The 25145-nt window shown below is 40.0% G+C and carries 29 protein-coding genes and 2 pseudogenes; 26 read left to right on the top strand and 5 right to left on the bottom strand.

Translation table 11 applies throughout. The features are described 5' to 3' along the window. Positions 1–219: 219 nt before the first annotated feature. The 3 genes and pseudogenes from ACFX4L_RS22010 to ACFX4L_RS22000 form a co-directional block, all read right to left on the bottom strand. A complete protein-coding gene (locus tag ACFX4L_RS22010; RefSeq protein ID WP_377406192.1) occupies positions 220–513 on the bottom strand; it encodes a hypothetical protein in 294 nt (97 codons plus the stop codon). Beyond that, the gene (locus ACFX4L_RS22005) at positions 513–719 is read right to left on the bottom strand and encodes a hypothetical protein (RefSeq protein WP_377406190.1); all 207 of its coding nucleotides are present in this window, start codon (positions 717–719) and stop codon (positions 513–515) included. Before ACFX4L_RS22005 ends, ACFX4L_RS22010 begins: the two co-directional genes overlap by 1 nt. A gap of 42 nt (positions 720–761) precedes the next feature. Then, a pseudogene (locus ACFX4L_RS22000) lies at positions 762–1225 on the bottom strand (COG4705 family protein); the annotation flags it as partial. 350 nt (positions 1226–1575) lie between these two features. Between ACFX4L_RS22000 and ACFX4L_RS21995 the strand changes: the two are divergent. From ACFX4L_RS21995 to ACFX4L_RS21920, 16 genes and pseudogenes are all read left to right on the top strand, one after another. Further along, complete coding sequence (locus tag ACFX4L_RS21995; RefSeq protein ID WP_089362718.1) at positions 1576–2274, top strand: response regulator transcription factor; 699 nt, start codon at positions 1576–1578, stop codon at positions 2272–2274. Between the two features lie 3 nt (positions 2275–2277). Further along, the gene (locus tag ACFX4L_RS21990) at positions 2278–3639 is read left to right on the top strand and encodes an ATP-binding protein (protein ID WP_377385994.1); all 1362 of its coding nucleotides are present in this window, start codon (positions 2278–2280) and stop codon (positions 3637–3639) included. Between the two features lie 35 nt (positions 3640–3674). Beyond that, positions 3675–4376, top strand: a complete 702-nt coding sequence (locus ACFX4L_RS21985; protein WP_260398881.1) for a polysaccharide deacetylase family protein — start codon at positions 3675–3677, stop codon at positions 4374–4376. An 18-nt stretch (positions 4377–4394) separates the two neighbouring features. Further along, complete coding sequence (locus ACFX4L_RS21980; protein ID WP_377406188.1) at positions 4395–5006, top strand: DedA family protein; 612 nt, start codon at positions 4395–4397, stop codon at positions 5004–5006. 217 nt (positions 5007–5223) lie between these two features. Beyond that, complete coding sequence (locus ACFX4L_RS21975; RefSeq protein ID WP_377385998.1) at positions 5224–6390, top strand: MGDG synthase family glycosyltransferase; 1167 nt, start codon at positions 5224–5226, stop codon at positions 6388–6390. 105 nt (positions 6391–6495) lie between these two features. Then, positions 6496–7101, top strand: a complete 606-nt coding sequence (gene uptA, locus ACFX4L_RS21970) for an undecaprenyl phosphate transporter UptA (protein ID WP_377386054.1) — start codon at positions 6496–6498, stop codon at positions 7099–7101. An 813-nt stretch (positions 7102–7914) separates the two neighbouring features. Next, positions 7915–8493: a sensor domain-containing protein gene (locus ACFX4L_RS21965; protein ID WP_377386001.1), complete on the top strand. Its 579-nt coding sequence runs from the start codon at positions 7915–7917 to the stop codon at positions 8491–8493. A gap of 121 nt (positions 8494–8614) precedes the next feature. Further along, positions 8615–10408 carry a response regulator gene (locus ACFX4L_RS21960; protein ID WP_377406186.1) on the top strand — a complete coding sequence of 598 codons (1794 nt, stop codon included), beginning with the start codon at positions 8615–8617 and terminating at the stop codon, positions 10406–10408. Positions 10409–10447: 39 nt separating this feature from the next. Continuing rightward, a pseudogene (locus ACFX4L_RS21955) lies at positions 10448–10869 on the top strand (hypothetical protein); the annotation flags it as partial. Continuing rightward, complete coding sequence (locus tag ACFX4L_RS21950; protein ID WP_377386007.1) at positions 10866–11405, top strand: GrpB family protein; 540 nt, start codon at positions 10866–10868, stop codon at positions 11403–11405. The pseudogene ACFX4L_RS21955 and the gene ACFX4L_RS21950, both read left to right, overlap by 4 nt. Next, the gene (locus tag ACFX4L_RS21945; protein ID WP_377406184.1) at positions 11392–11907 is read left to right on the top strand and encodes a DUF4937 domain-containing protein; all 516 of its coding nucleotides are present in this window, start codon (positions 11392–11394) and stop codon (positions 11905–11907) included. Before ACFX4L_RS21950 ends, ACFX4L_RS21945 begins: the two co-directional genes overlap by 14 nt. 134 nt (positions 11908–12041) lie before the next feature. Next, positions 12042–12797: an AAA family ATPase gene (locus tag ACFX4L_RS21940; protein ID WP_155727444.1), complete on the top strand. Its 756-nt coding sequence runs from the start codon at positions 12042–12044 to the stop codon at positions 12795–12797. Between the two features lie 236 nt (positions 12798–13033). After that, positions 13034–13414 (top strand): GntR family transcriptional regulator, encoded by a 381-nt coding sequence (locus ACFX4L_RS21935; protein WP_061465243.1) that lies wholly within the window; start codon positions 13034–13036, stop codon positions 13412–13414. Beyond that, complete coding sequence (locus ACFX4L_RS21930; RefSeq protein WP_061465241.1) at positions 13411–14097, top strand: ABC transporter ATP-binding protein; 687 nt, start codon at positions 13411–13413, stop codon at positions 14095–14097. Before ACFX4L_RS21935 ends, ACFX4L_RS21930 begins: the two co-directional genes overlap by 4 nt. Continuing rightward, the gene (locus ACFX4L_RS21925) at positions 14094–14924 is read left to right on the top strand and encodes a hypothetical protein (RefSeq protein WP_377406182.1); all 831 of its coding nucleotides are present in this window, start codon (positions 14094–14096) and stop codon (positions 14922–14924) included. The genes ACFX4L_RS21930 and ACFX4L_RS21925 overlap by 4 nt, the downstream gene beginning before the upstream one ends. A gap of 24 nt (positions 14925–14948) precedes the next feature. Beyond that, a complete protein-coding gene (locus ACFX4L_RS21920; RefSeq protein WP_377406180.1) occupies positions 14949–16169 on the top strand; it encodes a hypothetical protein in 1221 nt (406 codons plus the stop codon). A gap of 191 nt (positions 16170–16360) precedes the next feature. On the opposite strand, the gene ACFX4L_RS21915 is transcribed toward ACFX4L_RS21920, so the two are convergent. Next, positions 16361–17560, bottom strand: coding sequence for an MFS transporter (locus ACFX4L_RS21915; protein WP_377406178.1), 1200 nt, complete (start codon positions 17558–17560; stop codon positions 16361–16363). 12 nt (positions 17561–17572) lie between these two features. After that, positions 17573–17992 carry a MarR family winged helix-turn-helix transcriptional regulator gene (locus tag ACFX4L_RS21910; RefSeq protein WP_377386057.1) on the bottom strand — a complete coding sequence of 140 codons (420 nt, stop codon included), beginning with the start codon at positions 17990–17992 and terminating at the stop codon, positions 17573–17575. A 316-nt stretch (positions 17993–18308) separates the two neighbouring features. On the opposite strand from ACFX4L_RS21910, the gene ACFX4L_RS21905 reads away from it, so the two are divergent. From ACFX4L_RS21905 to ACFX4L_RS21860, 10 genes are all read left to right on the top strand, one after another. Continuing rightward, positions 18309–18704: a VOC family protein gene (locus tag ACFX4L_RS21905; RefSeq protein WP_284469487.1), complete on the top strand. Its 396-nt coding sequence runs from the start codon at positions 18309–18311 to the stop codon at positions 18702–18704. 257 nt (positions 18705–18961) lie between these two features. Further along, complete coding sequence (locus ACFX4L_RS21900; protein WP_377406194.1) at positions 18962–19429, top strand: YjdJ family protein; 468 nt, start codon at positions 18962–18964, stop codon at positions 19427–19429. A 325-nt stretch (positions 19430–19754) separates the two neighbouring features. Further along, a complete protein-coding gene (locus tag ACFX4L_RS21895; protein WP_061465229.1) occupies positions 19755–20402 on the top strand; it encodes a pentapeptide repeat-containing protein in 648 nt (215 codons plus the stop codon). A 320-nt stretch (positions 20403–20722) separates the two neighbouring features. Beyond that, entirely contained in the window at positions 20723–20962 is a 240-nt protein-coding gene (locus ACFX4L_RS21890; RefSeq protein WP_377386027.1) for an alpha/beta fold hydrolase, read from the top strand. 60 nt (positions 20963–21022) lie between these two features. Beyond that, positions 21023–21166: a hypothetical protein gene (locus ACFX4L_RS21885; protein WP_284469490.1), complete on the top strand. Its 144-nt coding sequence runs from the start codon at positions 21023–21025 to the stop codon at positions 21164–21166. A 93-nt stretch (positions 21167–21259) separates the two neighbouring features. Then, positions 21260–21727 (top strand): hypothetical protein, encoded by a 468-nt coding sequence (locus ACFX4L_RS21880; RefSeq protein ID WP_377386030.1) that lies wholly within the window; start codon positions 21260–21262, stop codon positions 21725–21727. Position 21728: 1 nt separating this feature from the next. Further along, a complete protein-coding gene (locus ACFX4L_RS21875) occupies positions 21729–22394 on the top strand; it encodes an O-methyltransferase (RefSeq protein ID WP_377406176.1) in 666 nt (221 codons plus the stop codon). Positions 22395–22468: 74 nt separating this feature from the next. Further along, complete coding sequence (gene plsY, locus ACFX4L_RS21870; protein ID WP_377406174.1) at positions 22469–23053, top strand: glycerol-3-phosphate 1-O-acyltransferase PlsY; 585 nt, start codon at positions 22469–22471, stop codon at positions 23051–23053. A 101-nt stretch (positions 23054–23154) separates the two neighbouring features. Further along, positions 23155–24435: a family 8 glycosyl hydrolase gene (locus ACFX4L_RS21865; RefSeq protein WP_377406172.1), complete on the top strand. Its 1281-nt coding sequence runs from the start codon at positions 23155–23157 to the stop codon at positions 24433–24435. Positions 24436–24482: 47 nt separating this feature from the next. Next, on the top strand, positions 24483–24881 hold the full coding sequence (locus ACFX4L_RS21860; protein ID WP_377386039.1) for a VOC family protein: 399 nt from the start codon (positions 24483–24485) through the stop codon (positions 24879–24881). Positions 24882–25145 lie beyond the last annotated feature (264 nt).

Below are 25145 nucleotides of genomic sequence, written 5' to 3'. Positions count from 1 at the left end.
GCTCACCGCCCGCCCCGCGGAAAGCGAGCATCTGGAGGGGAAATCAACCACAACTCACTACCTGGTAAATAGCAACATAGTATGTGAAAACAGCCATTTTTTAACTGATTTCAGAGGTTAGAAAAAGCCCTAATATAGGTGCCTTAGAGTTTAATTTTTATTATATTTTTTTGGCATCCTCACTATGTTCTCGGGGGGGGGGGGCATTTATCTTTGGTTTTAAGTGCCCCATACATATTCAGGATTAAATTCGCTTGGAATAAGATCTGTTTTTTTGTAAGTTACGAGTTTTTCATTCTGCATAGTTATCGTTATTTCAGTTTTTTCTTTGTTCATTTCTAACGATAGAAATGAAGTCTTATTTGAATCTTCACTATAGATTATAGCAGTTACCTTATTTCCGGTAGATTCGGTTAACTGCAAATGCTTTATGACTTTCTCTATTCCCTTTTTCGGGATTTTTTGCAGTATATACTTGTCAGCACCTTTAATGTCGCTGCTGCCATTGATCATTATAAAAATTCATCATTTGTCCAACTGCCCGTCATATGATACTTTGGTGCGCTGAAAGAAGGCTCTTTGTTCTGTTGTGTAGCATCTTGAACCTGGTTTTGTTGAGGTACGTCCGCTTCTTCCATATAATCTTGCCAAATATGACGTGTCACTACTTTTTGATGGTCTTTACTTTCGGTACACTTTGACAAAAACGGACATGTCACACAAATGTGCTTTGGTGAAAAACACAGTGCAGACCTCCATTAGCCGATATCGAGACCTTCTGCTATGAGGTCACCAGCCGCTGTACCCAAGGCGAAAGTGAACAAGATGGCCACCCAGTAGAACGCTTCTCATTTAGATGTGTAGATAGTGTGAATGGACAGCGTCTTCTCACTCGCATACGAAGCTGCAAACGTCGTAAGCATTGCGATTGTGAAGATGATAGTTGTCGTCACCAGACTGCCCCCGAGATTGTCCACAGATTGTCCACAGATTGTCGGTAATTAGCGTGCCTACAACGCTAATCAAGTAAACCCTTGGCACATACTTACTCGCTTTGAATTGAAAGAAAAGAGTTATGATCAAAAGAACACTCATTATTAAGGTAGTGTTGGTCAAGCCCAAGTTCAGATTTTCGTTCAGGAAGTCTGCAGCCGTCTCCAATGATGACTTCAGGAACCTTGTTCAACATCTGACGCCCGATGGAGGGACCTTTTGCATCATTCATTATTGAATCCTCCTGATCTTTTCTTGTTTGAACCTCATTGGCAAGTTCTGCTGTTCCCTAGAGACTATATAGCAATTCAACCTTAACGCAACTTGAAAAAAGAATTAAAAATCAATTAAAAAGCGAAATAAAAAGCAAAATAATGCTAAATTGAAGGAAGAGCGTTTCAAGAATAATTGGAAACGATTAAAATACAGGACTTTGGAGCAAATATAAAGGGGATTGAATTATTTAGCGGAGGACAATTTTTTCGTGTTTAAGATGCAAGTAATATTCCTGGCTAAATTCGATAAACAATACATGAGGGTGTGAACTCCTTGCCATATACTACTCAAGTAGGAGGGTTTTAAATGAAACAGCGTATTCTGGTTGTAGAAGATGAAATCCAGATAGCGACGATATTAAAGATAGAACTCGAATATGAGGGGTATGAAGTGCTTCTTGCCCATACCGGCAAGTCGGGGTTGGAAGCTGCATTACAAGAAAAATTAGATTTAGTACTTTTAGATGTTATGTTACCTGAGCTGAATGGCATTGAAGTTTTAAGAAGGATCCGAAATGAGAACTCATTACTGCCAATCATCCTCTTAACAGCTCGCAATATTACAATGGATAAGGTAGCAGGACTAGATCAAGGGGCCAATGACTATATAACGAAGCCCTTTGAAATCGATGAGTTATTGGCAAGAATACGTTCAGCTATACGTCATAATTCAATAACTGCCAATGCTTTGAGAGAAGAGGAAACGATCTTATCAATAAAAGATTTATTCATTAATCTTGATACTAGAGAGGTTAAGAGGGGGGATTCTTCCATAGCGTTAACCCCAAAGGAATTTGATTTACTCATTTATTTACTATCCAATAAAAACAAAATCGTGACGCGGGAGAATATCCTGATGAATGTATGGGGTTATGAGTATGAAGGGGAGACAAATGTAATCGATGTGTATATCCGCCATTTAAGAAAGAAAACGGAAGAAGGTTTTTCTGACCCGACAATCATTCAGACGGTAAGAGGAATTGGTTATACTGTAAGGGAGAAATAAGTAATGAAAATTACAACAAAAATTAACCTGATTACTACGGCTTGGATACTCTGTGTGTTGGTTGCAGTCAATGCTGTTGTATTTTTTTCGTTTATGAAGATTACTGTAAATATGGAAGAGGATATATTAATTCATAAAGCGCAAAATGTCATTGCTGAAATACATATGGATGATACGCCCCATGAATTAAACAAAAAATTAACCACATATTTGACGAATCATTCATTTATAAGGATTGTTCAACCTGATTCTAAAATCAGTAGCGAAGTGTCCAGCGACCATTATTTGCTTACGAAATTTAAAGGGGAATTTTCTACTAAACAAGAATCGCATAGAAGCACAATTAAACAAGAGCATAAAGAAGAACAAATATTAATCGTTAGGGTTCCTATCCAATCCAAAGGTAAAGTTGTTGGAACTTTAGAAATTGGAGATAGATTACTAGGTCTGGAATTAGGGAAGGATGTATTACTTTCCATTCTCACATTTTGTACCCTATTAGGGGCGGGGCTATCGCTGCTAGGCGGCAGGTGGTTATCGAGTGTAATTATGAGACCAATTTCCAATATGATTAATACGATGGAGGATATTGAACAAAGCGGTATTCCGAAAAAAATCATCATCCAACAGGAAACAAAAGATGAACTGCAAAAAATGGCTGTTACTTTCAATCGGATGATGAACAGGTTGGATGTGAATTTGGAAAAACAGAAGCAATTCATTTCAGATGCTTCACATGAAATAAAGACTCCGCTAACGATAATAAAGAGTTATGCCGATCTCTTGCGCCGCCGCCGGATAAAAAGCGAAGAAAAGGCATTGGATGTTATAAATGTAATTCATTCAGAGGCAACCCGAATACAGAAAATGACGGAAAGGCTGCTGGAATTAGCCGATACGGAAATGGAAAATTCTTTAGATATTAAATCAGTGAATATAATAACTTTATGCGCGAACGTGTTTAAACAATTCAAAGAGGTCTATGGGCGAGAAATAAATTTTCATTATCAAGAAGATACCATTATGATTACAGCAGATGAATTGAAGATAAAACAGGTGATTATTATCCTTTTAGATAACGCAATCAAATATAGTACAGACAAAATTGATGTGTATGTAGAGGATCAGTCATATTCTACGGTCATTCGGGTAAAAGATTATGGGATTGGTATTCCTGAGCATGAAATGGAAAATATCTTCGAACGCTTTTACCGGGTGGATAAGGCTAGAAGCCGGGAGACAGGCGGAACAGGGCTAGGTTTATCGATAGCCAAAAACATAATGAATCAACATAATGGGGAAATTAAAGTGGCCAGTATCGACGGAATAGGAACAGAGGTGGTATTATCCTTACCGAAAAGGTAATTTGCTGCTAAATACAAGAATGAGGTGTTCTGTGAGTGACACATATAGGGATAATTAGTCTGAGTATCATAGTATTGTTATTTCTAATTTATTCGATTTTCCCTACTGTAATTATTCGTGTATGCAGACTGGGAATTACCAAAAAAAACAAGAGGAATAATGGGATAGCCCTTACTTTTGATGATGGCCCTAACCCTGAATATACTACACAATTACTTGATCTTTTAAAAAAGTACGAGATAAAGGGTTCGTTTTTTGTTGTGGGCAGTAAAGTGAAAAATAACCCTGATATCATTAAACGAATGCATGAAGAGGGACATACAATTGGAATCCATCATTTTGATCATATTTCAAGCTGGATCCTCTCGCCCTTTCAGTTATCGAAACAGTTGAGTATGACGGAAAAGGCGATAATGGAATGTACGCATGAAAAAGTCACTTTTTATAGGCCTCCATGGGGCCATTTTAATATTTTTACGAAAATAGCCAGCAAGAAATATAAAGTGATCATGTGGTCAGACATTTTCGGAGATTGGAAAGTGGAAACTTGCAGGAATGACCTGCTTAATCAATTGCGGACAACCTCAACAGAAAATTCGATTCTCCTGCTCCATGACTGTGGGGAAACCTTAGGGGCGGATAAAGAAGCACCGCGATATATGATTGAAGTATTGGAAATTTACCTAGAGGAAACCATAAAAAAGGGAACACAATTTATTACATTAAAAGACTTATAACTGATTCGAGGGGACTTTATGAACATAGATAGTATCCTGCATTTTATTGACTTATATGGATATCTTATCATATTTCTTTTTTTATTCATGGGCATTGTGGGGATTCCCGCTCCAGAAGAATCTCTTCTATTTCTAATCGGAGTCCTGATTGGGCAAAATAAGCTCTCATTTGGTTTAGCCGTGCTCAGTGCATTTCTCGGAGCCTTCATAGGGATGCTTACCGCTTATGTATGTGGGAAATACGTTGGGTATCCATTTATAAAAAAATATGGGAAATACGTGGGCATTACCAATGATCGCTGGGAGAAAGTACAGAAAAAGTATATGAATAATACCAAAAAAACGATCGTGTTTGGATTTTATTTACCTGGAATAAGACAAATCAGTCCGTATTTCGCAGGAATCAATAACATTCCCCTGTTCAAATTTATTCTCTTTTCCATGTTAGGCACGTTTCTCTGGACTGTCCCTCTTATAGTCGCAGGGTATTATATAGGTAATGCCTTTCATATAAATCCGGAATATGTTCCACTTTTAGGTGTCGTATTCTTAGTCTTTTTACTGATATATACTTTTATCAATTATATGAAGAGGAAAAAAAAGAATAAATTACCGTCCCGATTGGATTAACCAATATACTATAATTGGTTCCTAATCGGGCTATTAAGTTTAGGGACTAGGGCTTATGATACCATGAACATATCATTAAAAATTGATTAAAAAGAAAGGTTTTAACAAAATCAGTGATATATTGTAAGGGGAAAAAAGATCTTGAACATACAAATGGACTTTTTTCTTAGTACGTATCCATCGATTAAAAGAATGATTTCTATAGGGGATGACATATATGAAGAAGGTTTTGTTTTTACCTCTCTTCCGCATGCAGTCGGGACATCATCAAGTTGCAGAGGCCTTAATGGATTTGTTAAATAAACATACAAACGGAGTCATTTTGAAAAAAGTGGATTTGCTAAGTTATACGAATAATTCTTTAGAAAAAATGATAACGACGGGATATTTGAAATGGATTCGTTATGCACCTGAAACCTATAATCTCGCCTACAAAAACCTTTTTTACGTTAACTCGAAAAAGGAACGTCCATTTAAATGGTGTCAACATATATTCTTGAAGAAAATGGAACAATTGATAGATGAGGAAAATCCTGACTTAATTGTGTGTACACACGGATTTCCTTCCCAACTCTTAAGCCAGTTAAAATTAAAAGGGAAATGCAGTGTCCCAATTATCAACGTGTATACGGATTTCTTTATTAATAATGTCTGGGGAAGCAAGGGGATTGATTTTCACTTTATTCCAAGTCAAGAATTGAAAGAAAAGCTATTAAGCAAGAATCAAATACCGAAACATAGTATAATGGTGACTGGTATTCCTGTGCATGAGGAAATCACTAAGAAGGCTAGTGGTTTAAAAAACACTGATCGGCCCAAAGTTTTAATCTCGGGAGGAAATAGTGGCCTGGGCGGGATATTGAATTTAGCTGGTGAGTTGAAGAAATCAACCAACTTTGATTATTTTGTACTTTGTGGCAACAACAAAAAGCTATTTGATGAGATCAAAACATGGAATTTAGCTCATATTAAACCATTACCGTATATTTCATCAAGATCGGAAATGAACGAACTTTATGAAGAAGTGGATGTAATCGTTTCGAAACCAGGTGGTGTCACCATTAGTGAAGCACTTCGAAAAAGGCTTCCGATTTTTGTCCATTCGATGCTCCCGGGACAGGAGGAAATAAATCTACAGTATTTAAAAGACAATAACCTTGTATTTGAAATCAATCGCAAATTATCATTTGAAAAACAAATGCTTAATATATTAAAGGACCATAAAAAAATGGATCAATGGGATAAATCCATCGAAACCTATCAAAAGGAAATGGAATGGGAAAACCCTGAGGAAATGGTGGGCATTATGAAATCGATTCTTAACCTTAAACAAGTCAATAAGCCATCCTATCTCACAAATCAGTCAAAAGTTATTTATAGCTAAGGGTCATTCTATTATCCGTGTCGCCAGTGGCCCATTAACAAGTGGAGTTAATAACAACATTTGTGATCCGTTTTGAGAAAAGCGAAAATGAAAGAGAGAAGTTGAATTATGAACGACTTTATCCAAACTATTTTACTTACACTCATGGATTATGGGTACCTAGGAATTACCCTTGGTCTCATGATTGAAATTATTCCAAGTGAGATTGTATTATCCTATGGTGGCTTTTTAGTTTCCCAAGGTAGCATCAGTTTTGTTGGGGCGGTTATTGCTGGAACGATTGGAGGAACTATCGCCCAAATATTTGTTTATTTAATCGGATATTATGGTGGAAGACCATTTTTAGAACGATATGGAAAGTATATATTCATTCACAAAAAACATATCGAACTAGCGGAATCTTGGTTTACTAACTATGGGCCAAGCGTGATTTTTACGGCTAGGTTCATACCGGTTGTCAGACATGCTATTTCGATTCCAGCAGGGATTTCTAAGATGCCCTTATTGAAATTCACGAATTATACGCTACTAGCTGTACTTCCGTGGTCTATACTTTTTGTATTCCTCGGGATGAAGTTAGGAAGCAATTGGGGACAGGTTAACGAGATGGCCAAGCCATATATCCAGCCAATCGCAGTGGTGGCGGTTCTCATTATTGCCGGAATGATCATTCGTGGATTCATGAAAAAAAAGAAAAGCAAAGTCTCATGAAGATTATGGATTAGCCCGCAAAGGTAACCAAGATCGCTAAAACATTGGAATGTCATGAGTTTAATGTGAAACCAAGAAATACGAATATAGTTAATCCCACGCATTCTGATTAATCTTTTTTCAGAATGCGTGGGATTCTTTTATGATTGAATCAATGTTTAATTTAACTTTATTTCAAACTTTAAAATCCTTCTGAAAGATACCCCACTTAACTCACCGCTCTTCCATTGAGAAATACGACCGCGCACACTGGTTACAGCGCATAAAGTAAAGCCATATGTCGTTTCAAGCCAACTCCATGCTTTGCGAGCTTGGTTGTTCGGGACACAATGAGTCAGCAATAAAGATAATAATAGCGCTAATCAGACCGGATTCTCCTTTCCAAATCTCAGAGTGATTCCCATATGCTGCATCGCAAGCTAACGTCATTTTTAAAAATAATGTTAGCTTGTTTTTTTTGTCATTTGGAGATCATCCTATATTGGATTATTTCGTAAGCTTATCTCGTTTTTCGGAACAGGAATAATCGTCAGGTTTTTAGATTGCTGTCGGTTTGGGAGTACAGCTTGGACACCTGAAACCAATTGAGCCGTTGGGGCGTTCGCGGGCTTGCGGCTCTAAATATTTTTCGCCAAATAAAATGCCAATAAGCAGAGAACAGCCAATACTTCAACACCAAGTATCGGCGTCATAATAAACTTCGCAAACCGCAAAGGAACCCTTCGAAAATGTCATATGACATTTTTACACTTGTGCGGTTGACAGAAGAAGCAATACGATACGGATATTACACAGAGAGGAGTGATGAACCTTATGAAATCAGGTTTCATCCAGAATGGTTATTTTTTATTGTTAACTTTCGTTACAGGCTTGTTTTACTTTTGTTTTTACATGGTAGCACTGTCGTTCAGTTTAAGCCTTTCATTTACGGTAGTCGGCATTCCACTAGTTTTACGCGTATTGCGAACTACTACAACGTTCATCCAATTCGAGCGCACACAGACGAAAATCTATACCGATATTACGACGGCCCCTTACGACAGAATAGTAACAACGGATGCAACGGTCTGGGCTCAAGCCAAATTAGAGCTTACGGATCGCCGCAACTGGTCTGCCGTCATTTGGTTAATGCAGAAGTTCGTGATCGGGCTTTTCAGTCTCGTCAGCGCAGCCGTTCTCTATTTAGCACCTCTTGCATTCCTGGTTGCACCACTATTGTATCGATACATCAATATGCATGTCCTTTTTATGGAGGTAGATACTTTTGCGAAATCACTCCTTATAATGGCTGTGGGAGTGGTGCTTACTGTAATAAGCTTCAAGCTTGCAGATGTTTTGGCGAAGAAATTGGGAGGTTATACACGAATGATGATTAGAAAGCTAAACCAATAAAGGTCTTGTTTCCGGACTTTGTGTAAGGGCTGTAGCGTTAACTAGAAAAATATGTCATTTATCGAAGGTTAGGTCTATAATATAGGATACAAAACAGAAGGCTACTTAGGGGGTGGACGACTTGTTGGATATGGTTAAACAGTGGTTTTGGTTTGAGTGGATTATGTTGGCGCTCCGCCTTTTTACTAGCGTTTCATTCATCCTGACGACGATTAGTTTTCAGGAAGGTCTAACGCTGCCGCTTTGGACCGTTATTTTTTGGGAGATTGCCGCCTTCTCCATTCCTTGGGTCTGCTTGCTGCTCAACTACAAATATTATTTGTTCATGGAAATACTGCTATATGGCGGACTATGCATATTTTTAACCTCATTGTTTCCGGATGCTTATTCTACATTTATTGTATCGGCGTTTCTTATCGCTGCAAACAGCAATCATCTTTCCTATCATTGGACGGCTCCGGCAACGGTCTTGGTGATGCCCGGAATTTTCCATGCGGTTTCGCCAAGCAACACCTATTGGGTCATGGTCACCTACTACGGACTTGCTTATGTGTTGGGATTCGCTTTTCACTTATTGATCGTCAATCATCGGCAAAATGAAAAGATCCGTAAACAAAATGCGGTGCTTGAACAATATATGTCCCAAATCGAGCGCATTACGCTGGCAGAAGAACGAAGCAGGTTGTCTAGGGAGCTCCACGATACAGTCGGCCATGCTTATACTTCCATCATCATGGGAATGGAAACGTTGCGCCCCGAGCTTACTAACGAAATGGGTATACAGAGGCTTGATTCCTTGCTTGAGATGGGCCGCAAAAGAATCGAGGAAGTGAGGGGATACTTGCATCAAATGGAGTCTCCTCAGCAGTCGCTTTCCTTGGTCCAGTCCCTGCAAAAGCTTGGAGATGAATTTCAGGAGCATGCCCGGGTCGAGGTAAGCTTTCGTGCGTTCGGAGAGGAGTACCAACTGTCCCGGCAAGCGAAAATGGCGTTCATTCGCTGCTTGCAGGAGTCGCTTACGAATGCTGTTCGTCACGGGCAGGCGACGGAAATCACCGTTTCTCTGCAATTCGAGCAGCAATATACGAGGCTGGAGGTGCACGATAACGGAAGAGGGGCGGAAGAGTGGCGGGAGGGCTTCGGCATGAACGCGATGAAGGAGCGGGCGATGAATTTGCAAGGTCAAGTGTCCGTCTATACGAATTCCGGGGACGGGACGCTTGTCGCCTGTACTTTGCCGCGACAAGCGGAAATGGCAGACGGGCTTATTCGCCTGTTGGTCGTCGACGACCAGCCGTTTATTCGGGAAAGTCTGCGGACGTTGCTCGACAGGTACCAGGATTTGAACGTCGACGGCTTGGCCAAGGATGGCGAACAAGCCGTCGACCTGTGCGGGCGCCTTCAGCCCCATGTAGTGCTTATGGATTTGGATATGCCGGGCATGGGCGGAGCCGAGGCAACCAAAATGATTAAGCAGCAATGGCCGCATATCCGCGTGTTGATTCTTACGACGTTCCAGGATTCGGGGCAAGCGTTGGACTTGCTGCGCAACGGTGCGGACGGCTTCCTGCTGAAATCGACCGAAACGCTCGAGCTGGCCAATACGATTCGGCTCATTCACCGGGGAGGCACCCTAATCGATCAGGGGATGTCCCATAAAATATTCGAGAAATTCGATGAGAGCATCGAATCACCGAAACCGAAAGCCGCAGACGACTATGACCTGACGACCAGGGAAATAGAAATATTGCAGCTTGTTGCCAAAGGGCTCCGGTACAAGACGATAGCGTCCAAGCTGTATTTGTCGGACGGCACGGTCAGAAACTACGCCTCCTCGGCCTATTTAAAGCTAGGAGTCCGCAACAAGGAAGAAGCCGTCCAGAAAGCGTTGGAAATTGGGATCACTATTAGCTAGAATACGAACGAAAGCTATGCTCGGCTACGAATGTAAGGCATAAGGGAACGAGCATTAAAATATGGGCAAAATAAATTGGAGAATAGAGAAGGTCTCCCTAATACGTTAAGAAACCGAGAATACTTGAATGCTAAACTGGAAGATTTATATTGGAACAGGGCATTGATTTTGCCTTGAAGAAGGATGACCTTGATGCGGTTCTTTTTCCTTCCTACATAGGTTCCACCATTTGCGCCAAAGCTGGGTATCCGTCCATTGCGGTACCTGCTGGTTTCATGAAAAGCGGCGGCCCTTTTCGTGTGACAATCGCCAGCACCGCTTTTAGTGAAGGGTTATTGATAAAACTGGCATATGTCTTCGAACAGGCTCCATTCACAGATGAAAGCCTAATTTACAAGCAGCATCAAATGGAAGAAACATTAACTAAAGGGAATGTGTATGAAAAAAGGAGGCTTTCATGAGAAAGGTCGAAGTCGTTTCACATAAGAAAGTATGGTCCAAGCTATTTCAAAATGAATGCAAAAGATTACAGGATATTTTCGGGCATCAAATGATGAATTTATACCATATTGGCAGCACGGCCATACCTGCGATCCATGCCAAGCCAGTAATAGATATTTTGGCAGTGGTTAAAGATGTGGAATGTGTCGCTGATTTTAATAAAGAGATGGAACGGATAGGTTATGATGCTAGGGGTGAGAATGGCATCGCTGGACGAAGGTTTTTTCTTAAAGGCGGGGATGAGAGGACACACCATATTCACATGTTTCAAAAAGGGCATGCGGAAATTTCCAGACACCTCGCCTTTCGGGATTATATGCTGGCACACCCTTATGAAGCACAAAAGTATAGTCAGCTGAAACAGCGCTTGGCAGCAGAATTTCCAGATGATATCAAAGGGTATGTAAACGGGAAAAATAATTTTATAAAAAAGGTGGATGAAAGAGCGAAACAATGGGCGAAGCGTGGGGATCATCATGTTGATGAAGTGGATTAAATGCCAAGTGAATGTGGAAAACAAGCATGCATTTTCTACAGCACAAGAGGGATGGGGAGAGTTGCTCCATTGTGCTGGTTTCATGGGTCAAATCGGAGGGTGGAATAAAAATGAGCCACTTGAAGCAGGGATTCTCTCCGTATGGAAAGACCTCCATTCCTATCAACGTTTCATGCTATTCTTGAAGAGTGACCAAAGAAGTACTTATACAAAAATTTCTGTCGATATATTCGAGAAAATATTCAATATAGGAACTACAGATATTACCGCTTTTTTTGGCAAGGGGATACTACTTCGAGTGACTGACTGTTATGTTGAAAAAAATAAACAAGCCCACTTTGAGCAGATGCAAAAAGAAGTATGGAACAAAGGGATGATGTACTCACATGGCATTTTGTCAGGTACATTCGGTAAAAGCAAAACGGGAGATATCTGGTCGCCTCATTATGGGACAATGAATATTCATATCAACGGTACGTGGATAAGGAATTGCCTGCCTTGATAAAGGAATCGGGAGTGAAAGATTCAACCCAACGTATTACAGGAAGCTTAATTGAATTGCATCCAAAGTGGGCGGTCATTTAAATGGTGGCTAACTTCAATGCTAAAAATCTATTTTACAGAAGGTGATTACTAATGAAACTAGATTATGATTCACAGTACATAAGGGGCATCTACCTGAATAGGGACCGAATATCTTCGTATGACCATTTCCCTCTTGACCTGCCGGTTATCAAGCACCTTCAAGAAGTGGCTTTTCATCCTAGTGTTACCTATGTTATCGGGGAAAATGGAATGGGGAAGTCCACCTTGCTTGAAGGTATTGCGATTGCGTATGGCTTCAATCCGGAAGGCGGAACGTTGAATTTCAATTTTTCCAATTATGATTCACATTCCAATTTGGACGAATACCTCCGTTTGAAAAAAGGCGTGTACAAACCGAAGGATCATTTTTTCTTTAGGGCGGAAACCTTTTATAATGTAGCGACAAATATAGAGGAATTGGACAGGGAGGCATCGTCGGGACGGAAGATCATCGATTCCTTTGGTGGGAAATCACTTCACCAGCAATCTCATGGGGAATCGTTTTTTTCTGCTTTTGTAGAACGATTTCAAGGGGATGGATTGTATATCCTCGATGAGCCTGAAGCTGCTTTGTCGCCATTAAGGCAAATATCGATGTTAGCCAGGATAAACGAGCTCGTTAAACAAGGTTCCCAATTCATCATTTCCACCCATTCCCCGATCATCATGGCCTATCCAGATGCTAAAATCCTTCAAATATCAGATGAGGGTATGAATGAAGTGACTTTAGAGGAGTCCAATCACTATTTGTTGATGAAACAGTTTTTTGAAGATAAAGATCGGCTGCTTCATCATCTATTTCAATGAGCTTTATCCACTCCTTTTCGGGAGCCATAAAAGGATTATAAAAACTTTAATTTAAAGCAATAAAAGAAGCTCCGGCTGCACTGCGCATTCGGGGTGTTCATTTTTTTGGAATTGGTTGTTGACAGCTTAGGTGTATTACAGGTATAGTACATCTATAAGGTGTATGAACCACTTAGTACATACACAGGTGACTACATGTAAATTAGATTTTTTCCTAAATAATAGGGGGTGGTTTTATGAACGTTAATACCCGGGAACCGGTATATCTGCAAGTCGTGAGACATTTTAAAGAACAAATAGCCATTGGCAATTTCGTAGCCGGACAGGAGATTCCTTCCCGAAGAGAACTGGCGGCTTCACTGAATATTAATCCTAATACAGCACAAAAAGCGTATAAAGAAATGGAGGAACAGGGCTTGATTCATACAGAAAGAAATTTTCCAAGTCAAATCACGACTAATGAAACGATTTTACAGGCTGTTAGACAGGAGCTAATTCTTGCAGCTGTTGATTCTTTTGTTGATGCTATTCGTCCGATTAATGTGCCAGTTGATGAGCTGCTTCAAGTGGTTAAGGAAAAATATTCGGAAGAAATAAGGGAGGGGGATGAAAAATGATAGAAGTAAAACAAATCTCTAAGAAATATGGACGGAAGACAATCTTAGATGGTGTTTCATTTACAGCCAATAAAGGCGAAGTTACTTGTCTGATCGGGATAAATGGTGTCGGTAAAACGACTACACTCAAAGCGATTATGGGATTGACGCCATATAAAGGTGAAATCCTGATCGATGATCAAAAAATGACACATAACAGTTATGAAAAAATCACGTTCATTCCGGACGCACCGACCATGCTTCCGCAAATGACCGTTAAACAGGCTATGGTTTTCATGAAAGATTTCTATACGTCATGGAACTCAGAAAGAGCTAATCAATTATTGGGATTTTTTAAACTGAAAGAAGAGACCCCCATTTCCGAGTTGTCTAAAGGGAACACAGCTAAGCTAAACCTGATGCTGGGGCTGTCCCTTGACGTGGATTATGTATTGATGGATGAACCGTTTTCAGGCATTGATATGTTTAGCCGCGAGCAAATTGCCGATGTCTTTGCGAGCCACCTTATTGAAGATAGAGGGGTCATCATCACGACCCATGAAATCGGCGATATTGAACATTTAATCGATAAGGTCATTTTATTGGATAACGGTAAAGTCCTCAAAGAGTTCAATACAGAAGAAATGCGTGAGGATGAAGGGAAATCGGTAGTCGATGTAATGAGAGAGGTGTATCAAGCATGATGCGATATTTAAAGCTAGTGAATTTTGAAATCAATCGTTTTAGTAAAATATATATATCCTTATTGTTGATAACCTTGGTTTCGCAATTTGCTGGAGTGATCATCGGAACGAAAAGTCTTCTTAATGATGCCAGTAAGATCATGTCGGATGAAAAACTTTCGGAAGTCGCTTATATTTCCAAATATTTGGGCATTGATTTTACCGATATCGCCAATACCCTCTGGTTTATAGGACCGATCGCGCTGAGTGCCGTTGCCCTGATTTTTTACATTTTCCTTATTTGGTATCGTGATTGGTTCGGAAAGAATACGTTCATTTATCGTCTATTGATGTTACCGACATCCAGATTATCAATCTACCTTTCCAAAGCCACGGCCATCTTCTTGATGGTGCTAGGATTGATTGCTTTCCAGATTATCATTTTACCCATGGAAAATGCCCTATTTAATTCATACGTACCTGAATCGCTTTTGAATGAAATGTCAACTTACGGCATTACGAAATTCATTCCGATTTTGTCATTGATAATCCCTAGCTCGTTCACGCAATTCCTGCTTTCCTATGGCATAGGTCTTATGATCATGTCGATATTATTCACGGCGATCATGTTTGAAAGAAGTTTCCGCATAAAAGGAATCATTTTGGGCTTGGTGTATGTCGGGATCTCTGCTGCAGTGTTTTTAACTCCTGTTTTCGTAATGGAGAGTGGTACTTTCTATTTTTACCCTAATGAAATACTTGGTCTGCAGCTCGCCTTAGGAATCATTTTGACAGGATTATCGATTTGGCTTGGTTCCTGGTTATTGAAAAATCGCGTTACGGTATAACAACTATTAAAGGAGAGTGACAAGGTGAAACGTTATATATGCAGCATCATTATTGGAATGGTTGTCATCTTAAGCATCGGGACCTATTATGTCAAAGTAGCTTCCTCCGCTTCCGGCCTTCCAAAGTATAATTTCAAGACGCTAGAAGGCAGTGATAAAGAGCTTGATCCGGTAATAATACATGGTTCACTCGAAGTTAATCCCAGATATGAACCATTAACGATTGAATCCAATCAATCCATATATGCCAGCGAACGGTCTTACTTTGAAAACTTATCTGGAATACAAGATTTTCAAATTGAAAGATTGATAAAAGAACATCGTTCATTTATGCGTGGTAGGGATTCCATTAATTCTTTATATGAAGACGATGATTTCCTGGCTTACGCCTCGGTGAATGAAGATTTTACAAAGAACGGAAAAATGGAAGCGGAGTTTGATATCGGTTTGCTGGAGAAGAAAGGCGAGGATGAAACTTCTTTCAAAATTGAACTTCCCGATCAAGAGAGAATCATGAATGTTGTTGTCAGGGATGTGCAGTTGGTCCATTCAAAACTGCAGGTTTTAACGATGAATGATGTTAATTCAAACGATGAAAAGCAAACAATAGAGGTTCATCTGTATACGATCGATTTAGCTAATAAGAAAGTTTTGAGTGATAAAACCCTTTTATCTGAAACTTTTACTGATCCCAATCAAGTTGATCTTGAGATGCCAACTGATATTGCACCTTCCCAGCCAAACAACATGGTATTAATTTCGTTAATTAAAGGGGTAAATCATGAGGATGGCTTTAAGGAAAAACTAAAGGAAAGCAAGCTTTTATCTTATAATTATGATACGGAAAAATTAGAAACGGTTAAATTGCCCAAAAAAGAATCGCTTAGCCCGGACATGGCAAGAGGTGGATATGCGGATGGGAAAAAACTTTACATAGTTGATACCAAGTCCGATAAATATCACATTAAGACGTTTGATCTAAGCAGTCAAAAGATAACGAATGACATGGAGCTAGATCTAACTGTTAATAAAAAAGAACAAGACTTCGCTGCCTTTAAGAATGGGCGTGTATACTTCCTGTTAGGCAGCGGAAGGGATCAAGAGGGCGTTTTAACATCCAAGCCTGCCCAACTTCTAATTACCGATTATAAGACTGGAAAGACTTTATATAAAGGTGAAACAGTCACAAATAAAAAGAACGGCAAAAATTATGGTTTTAATATCGAAAGCTTGGAAGTCAAATAAGGGATGACTATCACTAGAAGCTGTCTCAAAAGTACAAACTTTATTGGCGGCTTTTTTTGATGAAGGTCGAATTATCGATCATGAAGGACGAATTACCTCCAACAACGGACGAATTCTAATCGGCTTGATTCTTTAAATGGCACAAAAATCGTGAAAAAAGGGATATCCTCCAATGGGATATCCCTTTTTCATTAAACGGAAGCCAAGTTCGCTCTGGCTGCACGTTCTTTCCTGCCGTGCAGGAAGTAGTAAAGAATGGAAGTTGCGATGACCACACCGCCAAGGATGACATAAAGTGTGCTGTACCCTGTTACTGGAATGATGAATCCCAGAATATAAGGGCCGAATCCAAGTCCTGCATCAAGCATGATAAAGAAGGTGGATGTTGCCATCCCCATACGGTGGGGCGGTGTCAGCTTAACGGCAATCGCCTGCGAGCTTGATTGCATATTACCGAATCCGAGGCCAATGAGGAAACCAGCTGCCAGTAAAGTGAAGCTATTGGTTGTTATGCTTAGAAGGAGCAAACCGACTCCGAAAATCAAAAAGGCTGGATACATTATGAAGTTCGATCCTTTCCGGTCCATTAACGGTCCTGAGAAAGGGCGTGATAATAATACGGCTACTGCGTAAACGACAAAGAAGAAGCTTGCTGTATTGACCAGGTCGATTTCAATGGCATAGAAACTGATGAAAGAAAGGACGCTGGAATAACAGAATGCCAATAACAGAGTAATGATTGAGATGGGCAGTGCCTTAGGTTCAATGAAATTGGAAAGCTTGAATCCTTTACTTTCAGTCACTTTTGCCGTCACTTTCAATGCCGGGACATTAAGGAAGAATGCTGTAATCAGGCTGATCAGCCCTAAAGCCAGGCAGAAACTGAATATCACTTGGAAGCTTGTATGTTGAGCCATATACAGACCGATGAAAGGGCCGATTGCCGTCGCAAGTGTTGCGCTCATGCTGTAGTAGCCGATGCCTTCTCCTTTTCGTGTTGCCGGGATGATCTGGGCGACGATCGTTCCTGTCGCAGTACTCGCCATACCCATCGCCATACCATGGATCAGGCGGTTAACGAGCAAGAAGCCAATTCCGAGATCCACAAAATATAGAAGTGTTGTCAAAGTGAAAAAGATCAAACCGATGAATAATGTTTTCTTGCGGCCGATTGAATCAATGAAACGGCCGATGAACAGACGTCCGATTAATGTCCCGATTATGAAAATACCCGATATGAGTCCGGCTTGGCTTGTAGAAGCATTCAATTCATTTACGGCATAGATGGCAAGGGTCACCATCAGTAAATAAAAGATTAACGTTATGAAAAAATTGATGGAAGAAACGATGACAAAGTCCTTCGTCCACAGTCTAGGTCTGGATTGTTCCATTTTATTATCTCCTTACTTTATAATGTTATTTCTTATTTCGCCCATAATGCGTATGGCTGCGAGTTGTTCCTCTTCAGTGATCCCCTTCAAGATGTCCTGTTCGTATTGATCGATTGTCACGCGGACTTCACTGTAGAGCTTTGAGCCAAGCTCAGTAAGCCGCATTCTTTTTTCCCGTCTATCTTTACTTGGCACATGCTCGACATATCCCAGCTCTTCCAAACGGGTAATGGTCCTGGTAATTGTGGGCTTTTCCACACTCTGATAATTGGCAAGCTCTACAAGCGTTGCAGAACCATAATTGGATAAGTAATGTAAAATGGACCATTGCGCCCTGTGTAAATCATGCTTGTTTAGCTGTATATTTAGATTATTTTCAAAAGGCCGGTACATCAGCAATAATTGCTGAAAGAATTTTTGGTAAGTCTTTATCAGAAACACTCCTTATAATATATAGTTACCTTGAGTAATCATTACCCTGAGTAACTATAATAACAGAAATCATTCATTATGTCCAATTGGATTCAGATTGTTAATTTTGGGGGTTTTTGATAAGGTGAGGGAGAATATAGGAGAAGATGTGAAGCATGTACGATTTAAGCCCAATTCACGAGTAAAAGCACGAAATTCACGAGTAAAAGCACGAAATTCACGAGTAAAAGCACGAAACTCACGAGTAAAAGCGCAAAACTCACGAGTAAAAGCACCAAACTTACGAGTAAAGGCCCAAATTAAAGGGGGATGAAAGTTGTCAAAGGGATTTCTACATCATATTGAGCTGAATGTTTCAAATTTACATAGGACCGTTGATTTTTGGGGCTGGTTTTTGGAGGAAATCAATTATGAGCCATTCCAGGAGTGGGAAAGCGGGAAGAGTTGGAGATTGGATGACATGTACATTGTTTTTGTACAAGCGGAAACTAGGTTTCTTGACATTCCCTATCATAGGGGACGAGTGGGTCTTAATCATTTAGCCTTTCACGCCACCTCCCGTCAACAGGTTGATGAGATCACCAGAAAATTAAGGGACAGAGGAGTTACCATCCTCTATGCCGACAAGCACCCCTTCGCCGGTGGGAAGGAACATTATGCTGTATTTTTCGAAGACCCAGATAGGATGAAAGTTGAATTGGTGGCACCTTAAGTATTTTCGTTAATTGGTAAGATGAAGGGAAATGGCTAAGCAACCGCACTTCTGAAAAATAAAGGCTAACGACATCCATGTTTAGCTTTTGCTAGCCCTTAATATCTTATTCCCTTTTCTGATTAAATTTTAGCTGTTGGTGAAAGTTTGCCGGGTCGCTTGTTTTCTAATTATTATAGGAAGATGGTTAGTTGTATATTAATTTCCAATTCATTGGTATAATGTAGGTCGATTGTCTATAGGTGGTGATATTGTCAGTGAAATACTTTGTCCCAATAATAATCGCTGCATTTCTCCTTTTACTTTTTTCATTTTGTACCTGGTATGAAGGCAGCGAAATTCTGGATAACCCTTGGGAATGGAAATATTCAACTCACTTTTCACAGATGTTGAATGATCAAGTGATGGATGATCAAGATATTTCGAATTTGGACTATTTCGTGTATGCAGCAAAATTCAAACCGCTATTTCCGGTGTTGATGGTCCTAACGTTTTCGTACTTAATCATACTTACGGGTTATGCCCTATTCAAAAGAAGCAGTAAAAAAATAGCACTATTTTTGGCTGGATTTGGCGTTCTTTTTCTGATTTCGAGTGGTATTGTATCCAATTCCCCAACTGTGGGAGGGAATATCTTTCAAGCTTTCTTTCTGATAAGCGGTATGATGGCCATAATGGGTGCTGTGCTATCTTATTTCCGGATGCCTAAAGAAATCAATAACTAAATTCACTTCATGCTTTTTTGCGGAGCTGCCATACGGGGCGGCTTTTTTATTTGGGCAATATGGAAAGCTGGTAAGGAGACACAAAATGACCAAAATTAATAGCCATTCTTCTAAAAAATATTAATGCCCGCACATTTTAGAAAAGCTGTTATGCTGTTTAAACAGGCTTTTGAAATTCGGACAGTAAATGCCACATGGCAAACATCATTCAGTTCTGTTTGTAGCAAAGCAACGTGATTACTTGAATGATCCTGTTTACATGTTGCTGGAATTTTAGACAATGCCTCAATGGTTGATTTTAAGAATAAAGTGAAAAGGTGATAATATGTCAGGCAAAATCAAAATTGAACAGCCGAAGATCCCCCATGACTTAACTCAAGCGAACTTTCAGGAAATATATTATAAAGATGAGCCATATCTGGATACCTGTATCATAAGCAATTGTACGATCGATAGAGAAAAGATGGACCAAATCGTATTATCACAGGTAGTTTTTAAACATGTGATATTCAGCGATGTATCATTCAGGAATATTGAGCTGACGGATGTCGTTTTTGACCATTGCGATTTGACGAATGCCGATTTCATGGGTGGCTCGATTCATCGGGTGGAATTCAAAGAGTCCAAACTATTAGGCATTAATCTTTCTGATGCCAGTTTAGGGAATGTCTCCTTTGAGAATTGCAATTGTAATTTAAGTGCTTTTGGCTATGCCGCATTAAAACAAGTGAAGTTCGATCATTGCTCATTGGAAAGTGCTGATTATTATGATTGTAAATTCAAGAAAGTGATGTTCGATACATGTAAATTAAATGAAGTGAACTTTTCCCGGACACCGCTAAAAGGAATTGATATTAGCAGTTCTACATTTCAAAGGCTTACCGTATCCCTGGAGGATTTAAATGGATGCGAAGTTTCCCCGGACCAAGCAATAGGCTTTGCAGCCATGCTTGGACTGAAAATTAAAGAGTGAAACTTTTTAAGATGAAAAGTGAGTATGATTTTAAGGAATGTAATCGCCTTATTGCATATTATGCTATAAAGCATGCATTGCCAGGAAGAGCGTAAGGCAAATGTACTGCTCTCTAAGCGGGGGACCACCAATTTGGTGGCCTTTTTTTGAATGGAATTGTTTACGTCCAATTAATGAAACTTATTACATATTAAGAACGTAGTACTAACCTTGAAAGTTTTATGAAGATAACACTTACCAATAAAATAACATTTACAAAAAGAGAGGTGAAACCTTTGGGTTTACATTATCAATAATATGGTGATAAGAGTGCTTCTCTGATGCTATTTTTACATGGTGGAGGAGTGAGTAGTTGGATATGGGAATACTTCAATCATTATCATTGCATAGTTCCAGACTTACCTGAACATGGACTAAGCAATTATGAAATGAATTTTTCTATAAAAGGTAGTGCAGAAGAAGGAATTAAATTAATCGAAGAAAAAGCAAGCGGGAAGAAAGTAATCCTAATTGGGTTTTCTCATAGCCATGTAAATGAAGAGTACAGAATATTTGCATAAATACTGTATTTATTTACAATATATGTTAGGAGGGTTGGGAATTTTAAGGGAGATTAGACTTTGATTATCAATAAGGTCACTTTGTACAGTCATGCATTGAATGATATGCGGAAATTTTATGTTAATGAGTTAGGATTCGAGTTACTATCGCATACAGATGATGGTTTTGAAATTAGGGCTGGGGACAGTGTACTTGAAATGTAAAAATACGATCTCCAAAAAAAGCCTTTTTATCATTTTGCCATGGACATACCGACCGATTTATTCACTTTGGCAAAAGCATGGGCGAATTCAAAGGTGGAATTGACCAGCGAAGATGATGAGGACGAAGTTTATTTCAGCTATTCAGATGCACATGCCTTTTATTTTTCAGACCCTTCAGGCAACATTGTTGAGTTCATATCCAGGTATTCCGTATCACCCAAATCTGGGGCTGAGTCTTTCTCAGCTCAAAACGTCCTGTGCATTAGTGAAATGAACATTACGACGAATGAAGTCAGGGCTTTAGGGAATCAGTTGATCAGTTTCGGCATACCAGTAAGGAGTGGTGAACCAATAAGGGAAGATGGATTGAATTTCATGGGGGAGCATGAAGCAGGAGCATTTTTACTTTTAGGTCCAAGGAAACGGCGCTGGTTCTTTTCGGATAGAGAGTCGGAAATCTTTCCGCTTTCGTTAGTCATTGATCAGCAAATAGATATATCATTGGATGGCGAAGGATTCATGGAATTGAAAAAGATGAAACTGACCAAGGGGGAAGATTGAGATGTCCGGAATTTGGAATGATGTAGATTTATATTTTAGTAATAAACTTCATACGGAAGATCCGATCATGAATTCGATATTGAAAGCGAATGCAGAAGCAGGGCTGCCTGCCATTGATGTATCTCCAAACCAAGGGAAATTCCTTCATTTACTAGCAAAAATCAGTGGAGCGAAAAACATATTGGAAATAGGGACGCTTGGAGGTTATAGCAGTGTTTGGCTCGCGCGTGCTTTGCCGGAAGATGGGCGGTTGATAACGCTTGAATATGAGGCTAAGCATGCAAAAGTGGCGGAAGCCAATATCAAAAATGCGGGATTGGCCGATAATATCCATATAATGGTCGGGGCGGCGCTCAAAACCTTGCCAACCCTTAAAGAAAAAGGATTATCCGGCTTCGACCTAATTTTTATTGATGCTGATAAACCTAATAATCCCGAGTATCTTAAATGGGCATTGGAACTTTCACGGCCTGGGACCGTCATCGTGGTCGATAATGTCATCCGAGATGGAAAAGTGATCGATCAGGATAGCAAAGACACGAGTGTGATGGGTGTACGGACATTCATAGATAGGCTATCCGAAGAACCGCGAATCGATTCGACCGTCTTGCAAACTGTTGGTATGAAAGGATATGATGGTTTTGTTATCGGGATTGTAAAAGAGTGAAGCTTCAGAAGGCGTTATAAAAGAATCGTAGGATCCTTGAGATATAATCAATGATTCCAAGAAGAAGGTAATTTATGCACAACATGATCATTCTCCTATCAAGTTACTTAATAGGTTCCATCCCATTTGCTCTGGTTATCGGCAAATTGTTCTATAGTACCGATATTCGTGGATATGGGAGTGGGAATCTTGGCGCAACCAATAGTTTTAGGGTATTGGGCAAAAGAGCGGGGACGGTAGTAGCCATTGCTGATTTATTGAAAGGTTCCATCGCCTGCTTTCTCCCTATGATGCTGCATTCAAACGTTTCCCCAATACTATGCGGCTTACTTGCCATAATTGGGCATGCCTTTCCTGTTTTTGCGGGATTTAAAGGGGGCAAGGCCGTGGCAACATCAGCGGGAGTGCTTTTATTTTTAGCTCCATTAGGTACATTCAGTGCTTGCATCGTTTTTTTCATTAGTTTGCTGACTTCAAAATATGTATCTCTCAGTTCGATTTTGGGGAGCATTTCCATATTGATTTACAGCCTATTATTTGAAGGCAGGCTCATCACTGCACTCTCTTCATTCATTTGCTTATTCGTCATCATTTTACATAGGGAAAATATAAAGAGAATATGGAAGGGCACGGAAGCAAAAGTGGGCAGGATCTTTTAATGGTACCTCGCTATTGAATCATTCGCAGCAGGAAAAGAAGTACATAAAAATGTTTATGTTTCACGCTCAAATTCATATCACCATAATCCAAGGAGCCAACCATGAAAAAAAGAGCAAGTTTATTAATAGCTATGGGCGTGATCGTTTTTGGAATCATCGCCTGGATTGCATTAGAATCTCAAACCACAAAGAAAGAACTGGACAGTAAAAGGCCCTTTCCACAGCATACAGTCTATCAATCAGGAACGATAAAACCTGACAATCTATCACAAGAAGAGCTGGATGATGATGTAACGGATTTTTACAAAGTTTGGAAAGATGAATATCTTAGGCAGCCTGCTGATAAAAAGGATGAATATTATATTTTTTACAATGATAAAGGATATGCAGAACCCAAGAACGCAGTGACCGTTTCTGAAGCGCACGGTTATGGGATGATGATAACGGCAATCATGGCAGGCAGCAAGGACAGGCAGTACTTCGATGGGCTTTATCGTTTTTATAAAGCGCATAAAAGTGATAATGATTCTTCATTAATGGCGTGGCAGCAAGTAAAGGATAAATCGGGCAAAATCATAAATACGCCAGGTGATGCCGATTCAGCAACAGATGGCGATATGGATATCGCTTATTCGTTATTATTGGCTGATCGCCAATGGGGAAGTGAAGGGGAAATCAACTATCTTGCCAGAGCAAAGGACATCATGGATGCAATCATGTCCAATGAGATAAATCGGTCGCAGTCCCTGATTAAACTAGGGGACTGGGCGGAAGATGAAGATGATGTATACGGACAATCGACTCGTTCATCGGACTTTCTTCTCAATCATTTGAAGTCCTTTGAGGCGGCAACCGGGAATCATGAATGGAAAGGTGTAACGGATAAGGCTTATGAGATCATTCAATCCATTTATAAAGAAAAAAGCGGCAATACAGGCCTCATGCCGGACTTCATTGTACAATCCAAGGGAGGATACCAGCCGGCACAAGCTGACTTTTTAGAAGGGGAGAATGACGGCAATTATAGCTGGAACAGCAGCAGGACCCCTTGGCGCTATACGCTCGATTACTTACTTACTGGTGATGAAAGAGCGCTGCCGCAATTAAAGAAGATGAATAATTGGATTAAGGAGGAAACGGATGGGAACCCTGAAAATATCCAATCCGGCTATACTCTAAACGGAAAAGTCTTAGAAGAAGGAAATAGTACAACCTTTGTTGCTCCATTCATGGTCAGTGCCATGGTTGATTCCTCCAATCAGCAATGGATCAACCGATTATGGAAAAGGACGATACAGGAACAAGAAGATGATGACTATTTTGCCAATACGATAAAATTACAAACAATGATTGTTGTTTCAGGTAACTGGTGGGCGCCATAAACCCGATATCGGGAATAATTAATGTTGAAAAAGGAGTTTGAAGATGAATGAAAAAGGTCACACCTTTCTTGATGTTCCAAGGAAATGATGCAGAAGAAGCCATGAATTATTACACATCTTTAATTGAAGGATCGAAAATAACCAGCATGATTCGGTATGGAGCGAATGAAGCAGGTGCAGAGGGAAGTATCATGCAAGCTGCCTTTACCTTGAAGGATCAGGAGTTTATGTGCATCGATAGCAATATTAAGCATCAATTTACGTTTACACCTTCGTTTTCAATATTCCTTACATGTGATACGGAAGAGGAAATTGACAGGATTTTTGCGAGTTTAACTGATGGCGGAGAAGTGCTGATGCCATTAGGCGATTATTCCTTCAGTAAGAAGTTCGGATGGGTATCTGATAAGTTCGGTGTTTCCTGGCAACTCACTCTCCCAATATGAATGAAGTAAAAAGGCCACTGGATAGTGGCTTTTTTCAGTTTGTTGACCAAAGGGGGTTCGGAAAAGTACGGTGAAGGTCGAAAAAATACGGTGACGGTCGGAAAAAGAGCGGTGAAGGTCGAAAAAAATGCTCCGGCTGAAACAACTGGATCGTATTTAAAGAAAGGCTGTTTTCACATACTATGTTGCTATTTACCAGGTAGTGAGCTGTGGTTGATTTCCCCTCCAGATGCTCGCTTTCCGCGGGGCGGGCGGTGAGCCTCC

It is taken from the genome of Peribacillus sp. YIM B13482 (assembly GCF_042787975.1).
Lineage (GTDB): Bacteria > Bacillota > Bacilli > Bacillales > DSM-1321 > Peribacillus > Peribacillus simplex_A.
The sequence above is the reverse complement of the archived record's forward strand: the minus strand, read 5'-3'. Positions and strand labels throughout refer to the sequence as shown.

Bases quoted from the DNA above. Each gene is read 5' to 3' on its own strand.
- ACFX4L_RS21930 (WP_061465241.1), top strand. From the start codon at position 13,411: ATGATAGAAGTAAAACAAATCTCTAAGAAATATGGACGGAAGACAATC.
- ACFX4L_RS21925 (WP_377406182.1), top strand. From the start codon at position 14,094: ATGATGCGATATTTAAAGCTAGTGAATTTTGAAATCAATCGTTTTAGT.
- ACFX4L_RS21865 (WP_377406172.1), top strand. From the start codon at position 23,155: ATGAAAAAAAGAGCAAGTTTATTAATAGCTATGGGCGTGATCGTTTTT.
- ACFX4L_RS21975 (WP_377385998.1), top strand. From the start codon at position 5,224: ATGAAGAAGGTTTTGTTTTTACCTCTCTTCCGCATGCAGTCGGGACAT.
- ACFX4L_RS21860 (WP_377386039.1), top strand. From the start codon at position 24,483: ATGAAAAAGGTCACACCTTTCTTGATGTTCCAAGGAAATGATGCAGAA.
- plsY (WP_377406174.1), top strand. From the start codon at position 22,469: ATGCACAACATGATCATTCTCCTATCAAGTTACTTAATAGGTTCCATC.
- ACFX4L_RS21935 (WP_061465243.1), top strand. From the start codon at position 13,034: ATGAACGTTAATACCCGGGAACCGGTATATCTGCAAGTCGTGAGACAT.
- ACFX4L_RS21890 (WP_377386027.1), top strand. From the start codon at position 20,723: ATGCTATTTTTACATGGTGGAGGAGTGAGTAGTTGGATATGGGAATAC.
- ACFX4L_RS22010 (WP_377406192.1), bottom strand. From the start codon at position 513: ATGATCAATGGCAGCAGCGACATTAAAGGTGCTGACAAGTATATACTG.
- ACFX4L_RS21895 (WP_061465229.1), top strand. From the start codon at position 19,755: ATGTCAGGCAAAATCAAAATTGAACAGCCGAAGATCCCCCATGACTTA.
- ACFX4L_RS21990 (WP_377385994.1), top strand. From the start codon at position 2,278: ATGAAAATTACAACAAAAATTAACCTGATTACTACGGCTTGGATACTC.
- ACFX4L_RS21980 (WP_377406188.1), top strand. From the start codon at position 4,395: ATGAACATAGATAGTATCCTGCATTTTATTGACTTATATGGATATCTT.
- ACFX4L_RS21940 (WP_155727444.1), top strand. From the start codon at position 12,042: ATGAAACTAGATTATGATTCACAGTACATAAGGGGCATCTACCTGAAT.
- ACFX4L_RS21995 (WP_089362718.1), top strand. From the start codon at position 1,576: ATGAAACAGCGTATTCTGGTTGTAGAAGATGAAATCCAGATAGCGACG.
- ACFX4L_RS21945 (WP_377406184.1), top strand. From the start codon at position 11,392: ATGAAGTGGATTAAATGCCAAGTGAATGTGGAAAACAAGCATGCATTT.
- ACFX4L_RS21915 (WP_377406178.1), bottom strand. From the start codon at position 17,560: ATGGAACAATCCAGACCTAGACTGTGGACGAAGGACTTTGTCATCGTT.
- ACFX4L_RS21875 (WP_377406176.1), top strand. From the start codon at position 21,729: ATGTCCGGAATTTGGAATGATGTAGATTTATATTTTAGTAATAAACTT.
- ACFX4L_RS21950 (WP_377386007.1), top strand. From the start codon at position 10,866: ATGAGAAAGGTCGAAGTCGTTTCACATAAGAAAGTATGGTCCAAGCTA.
- ACFX4L_RS21965 (WP_377386001.1), top strand. From the start codon at position 7,915: ATGAAATCAGGTTTCATCCAGAATGGTTATTTTTTATTGTTAACTTTC.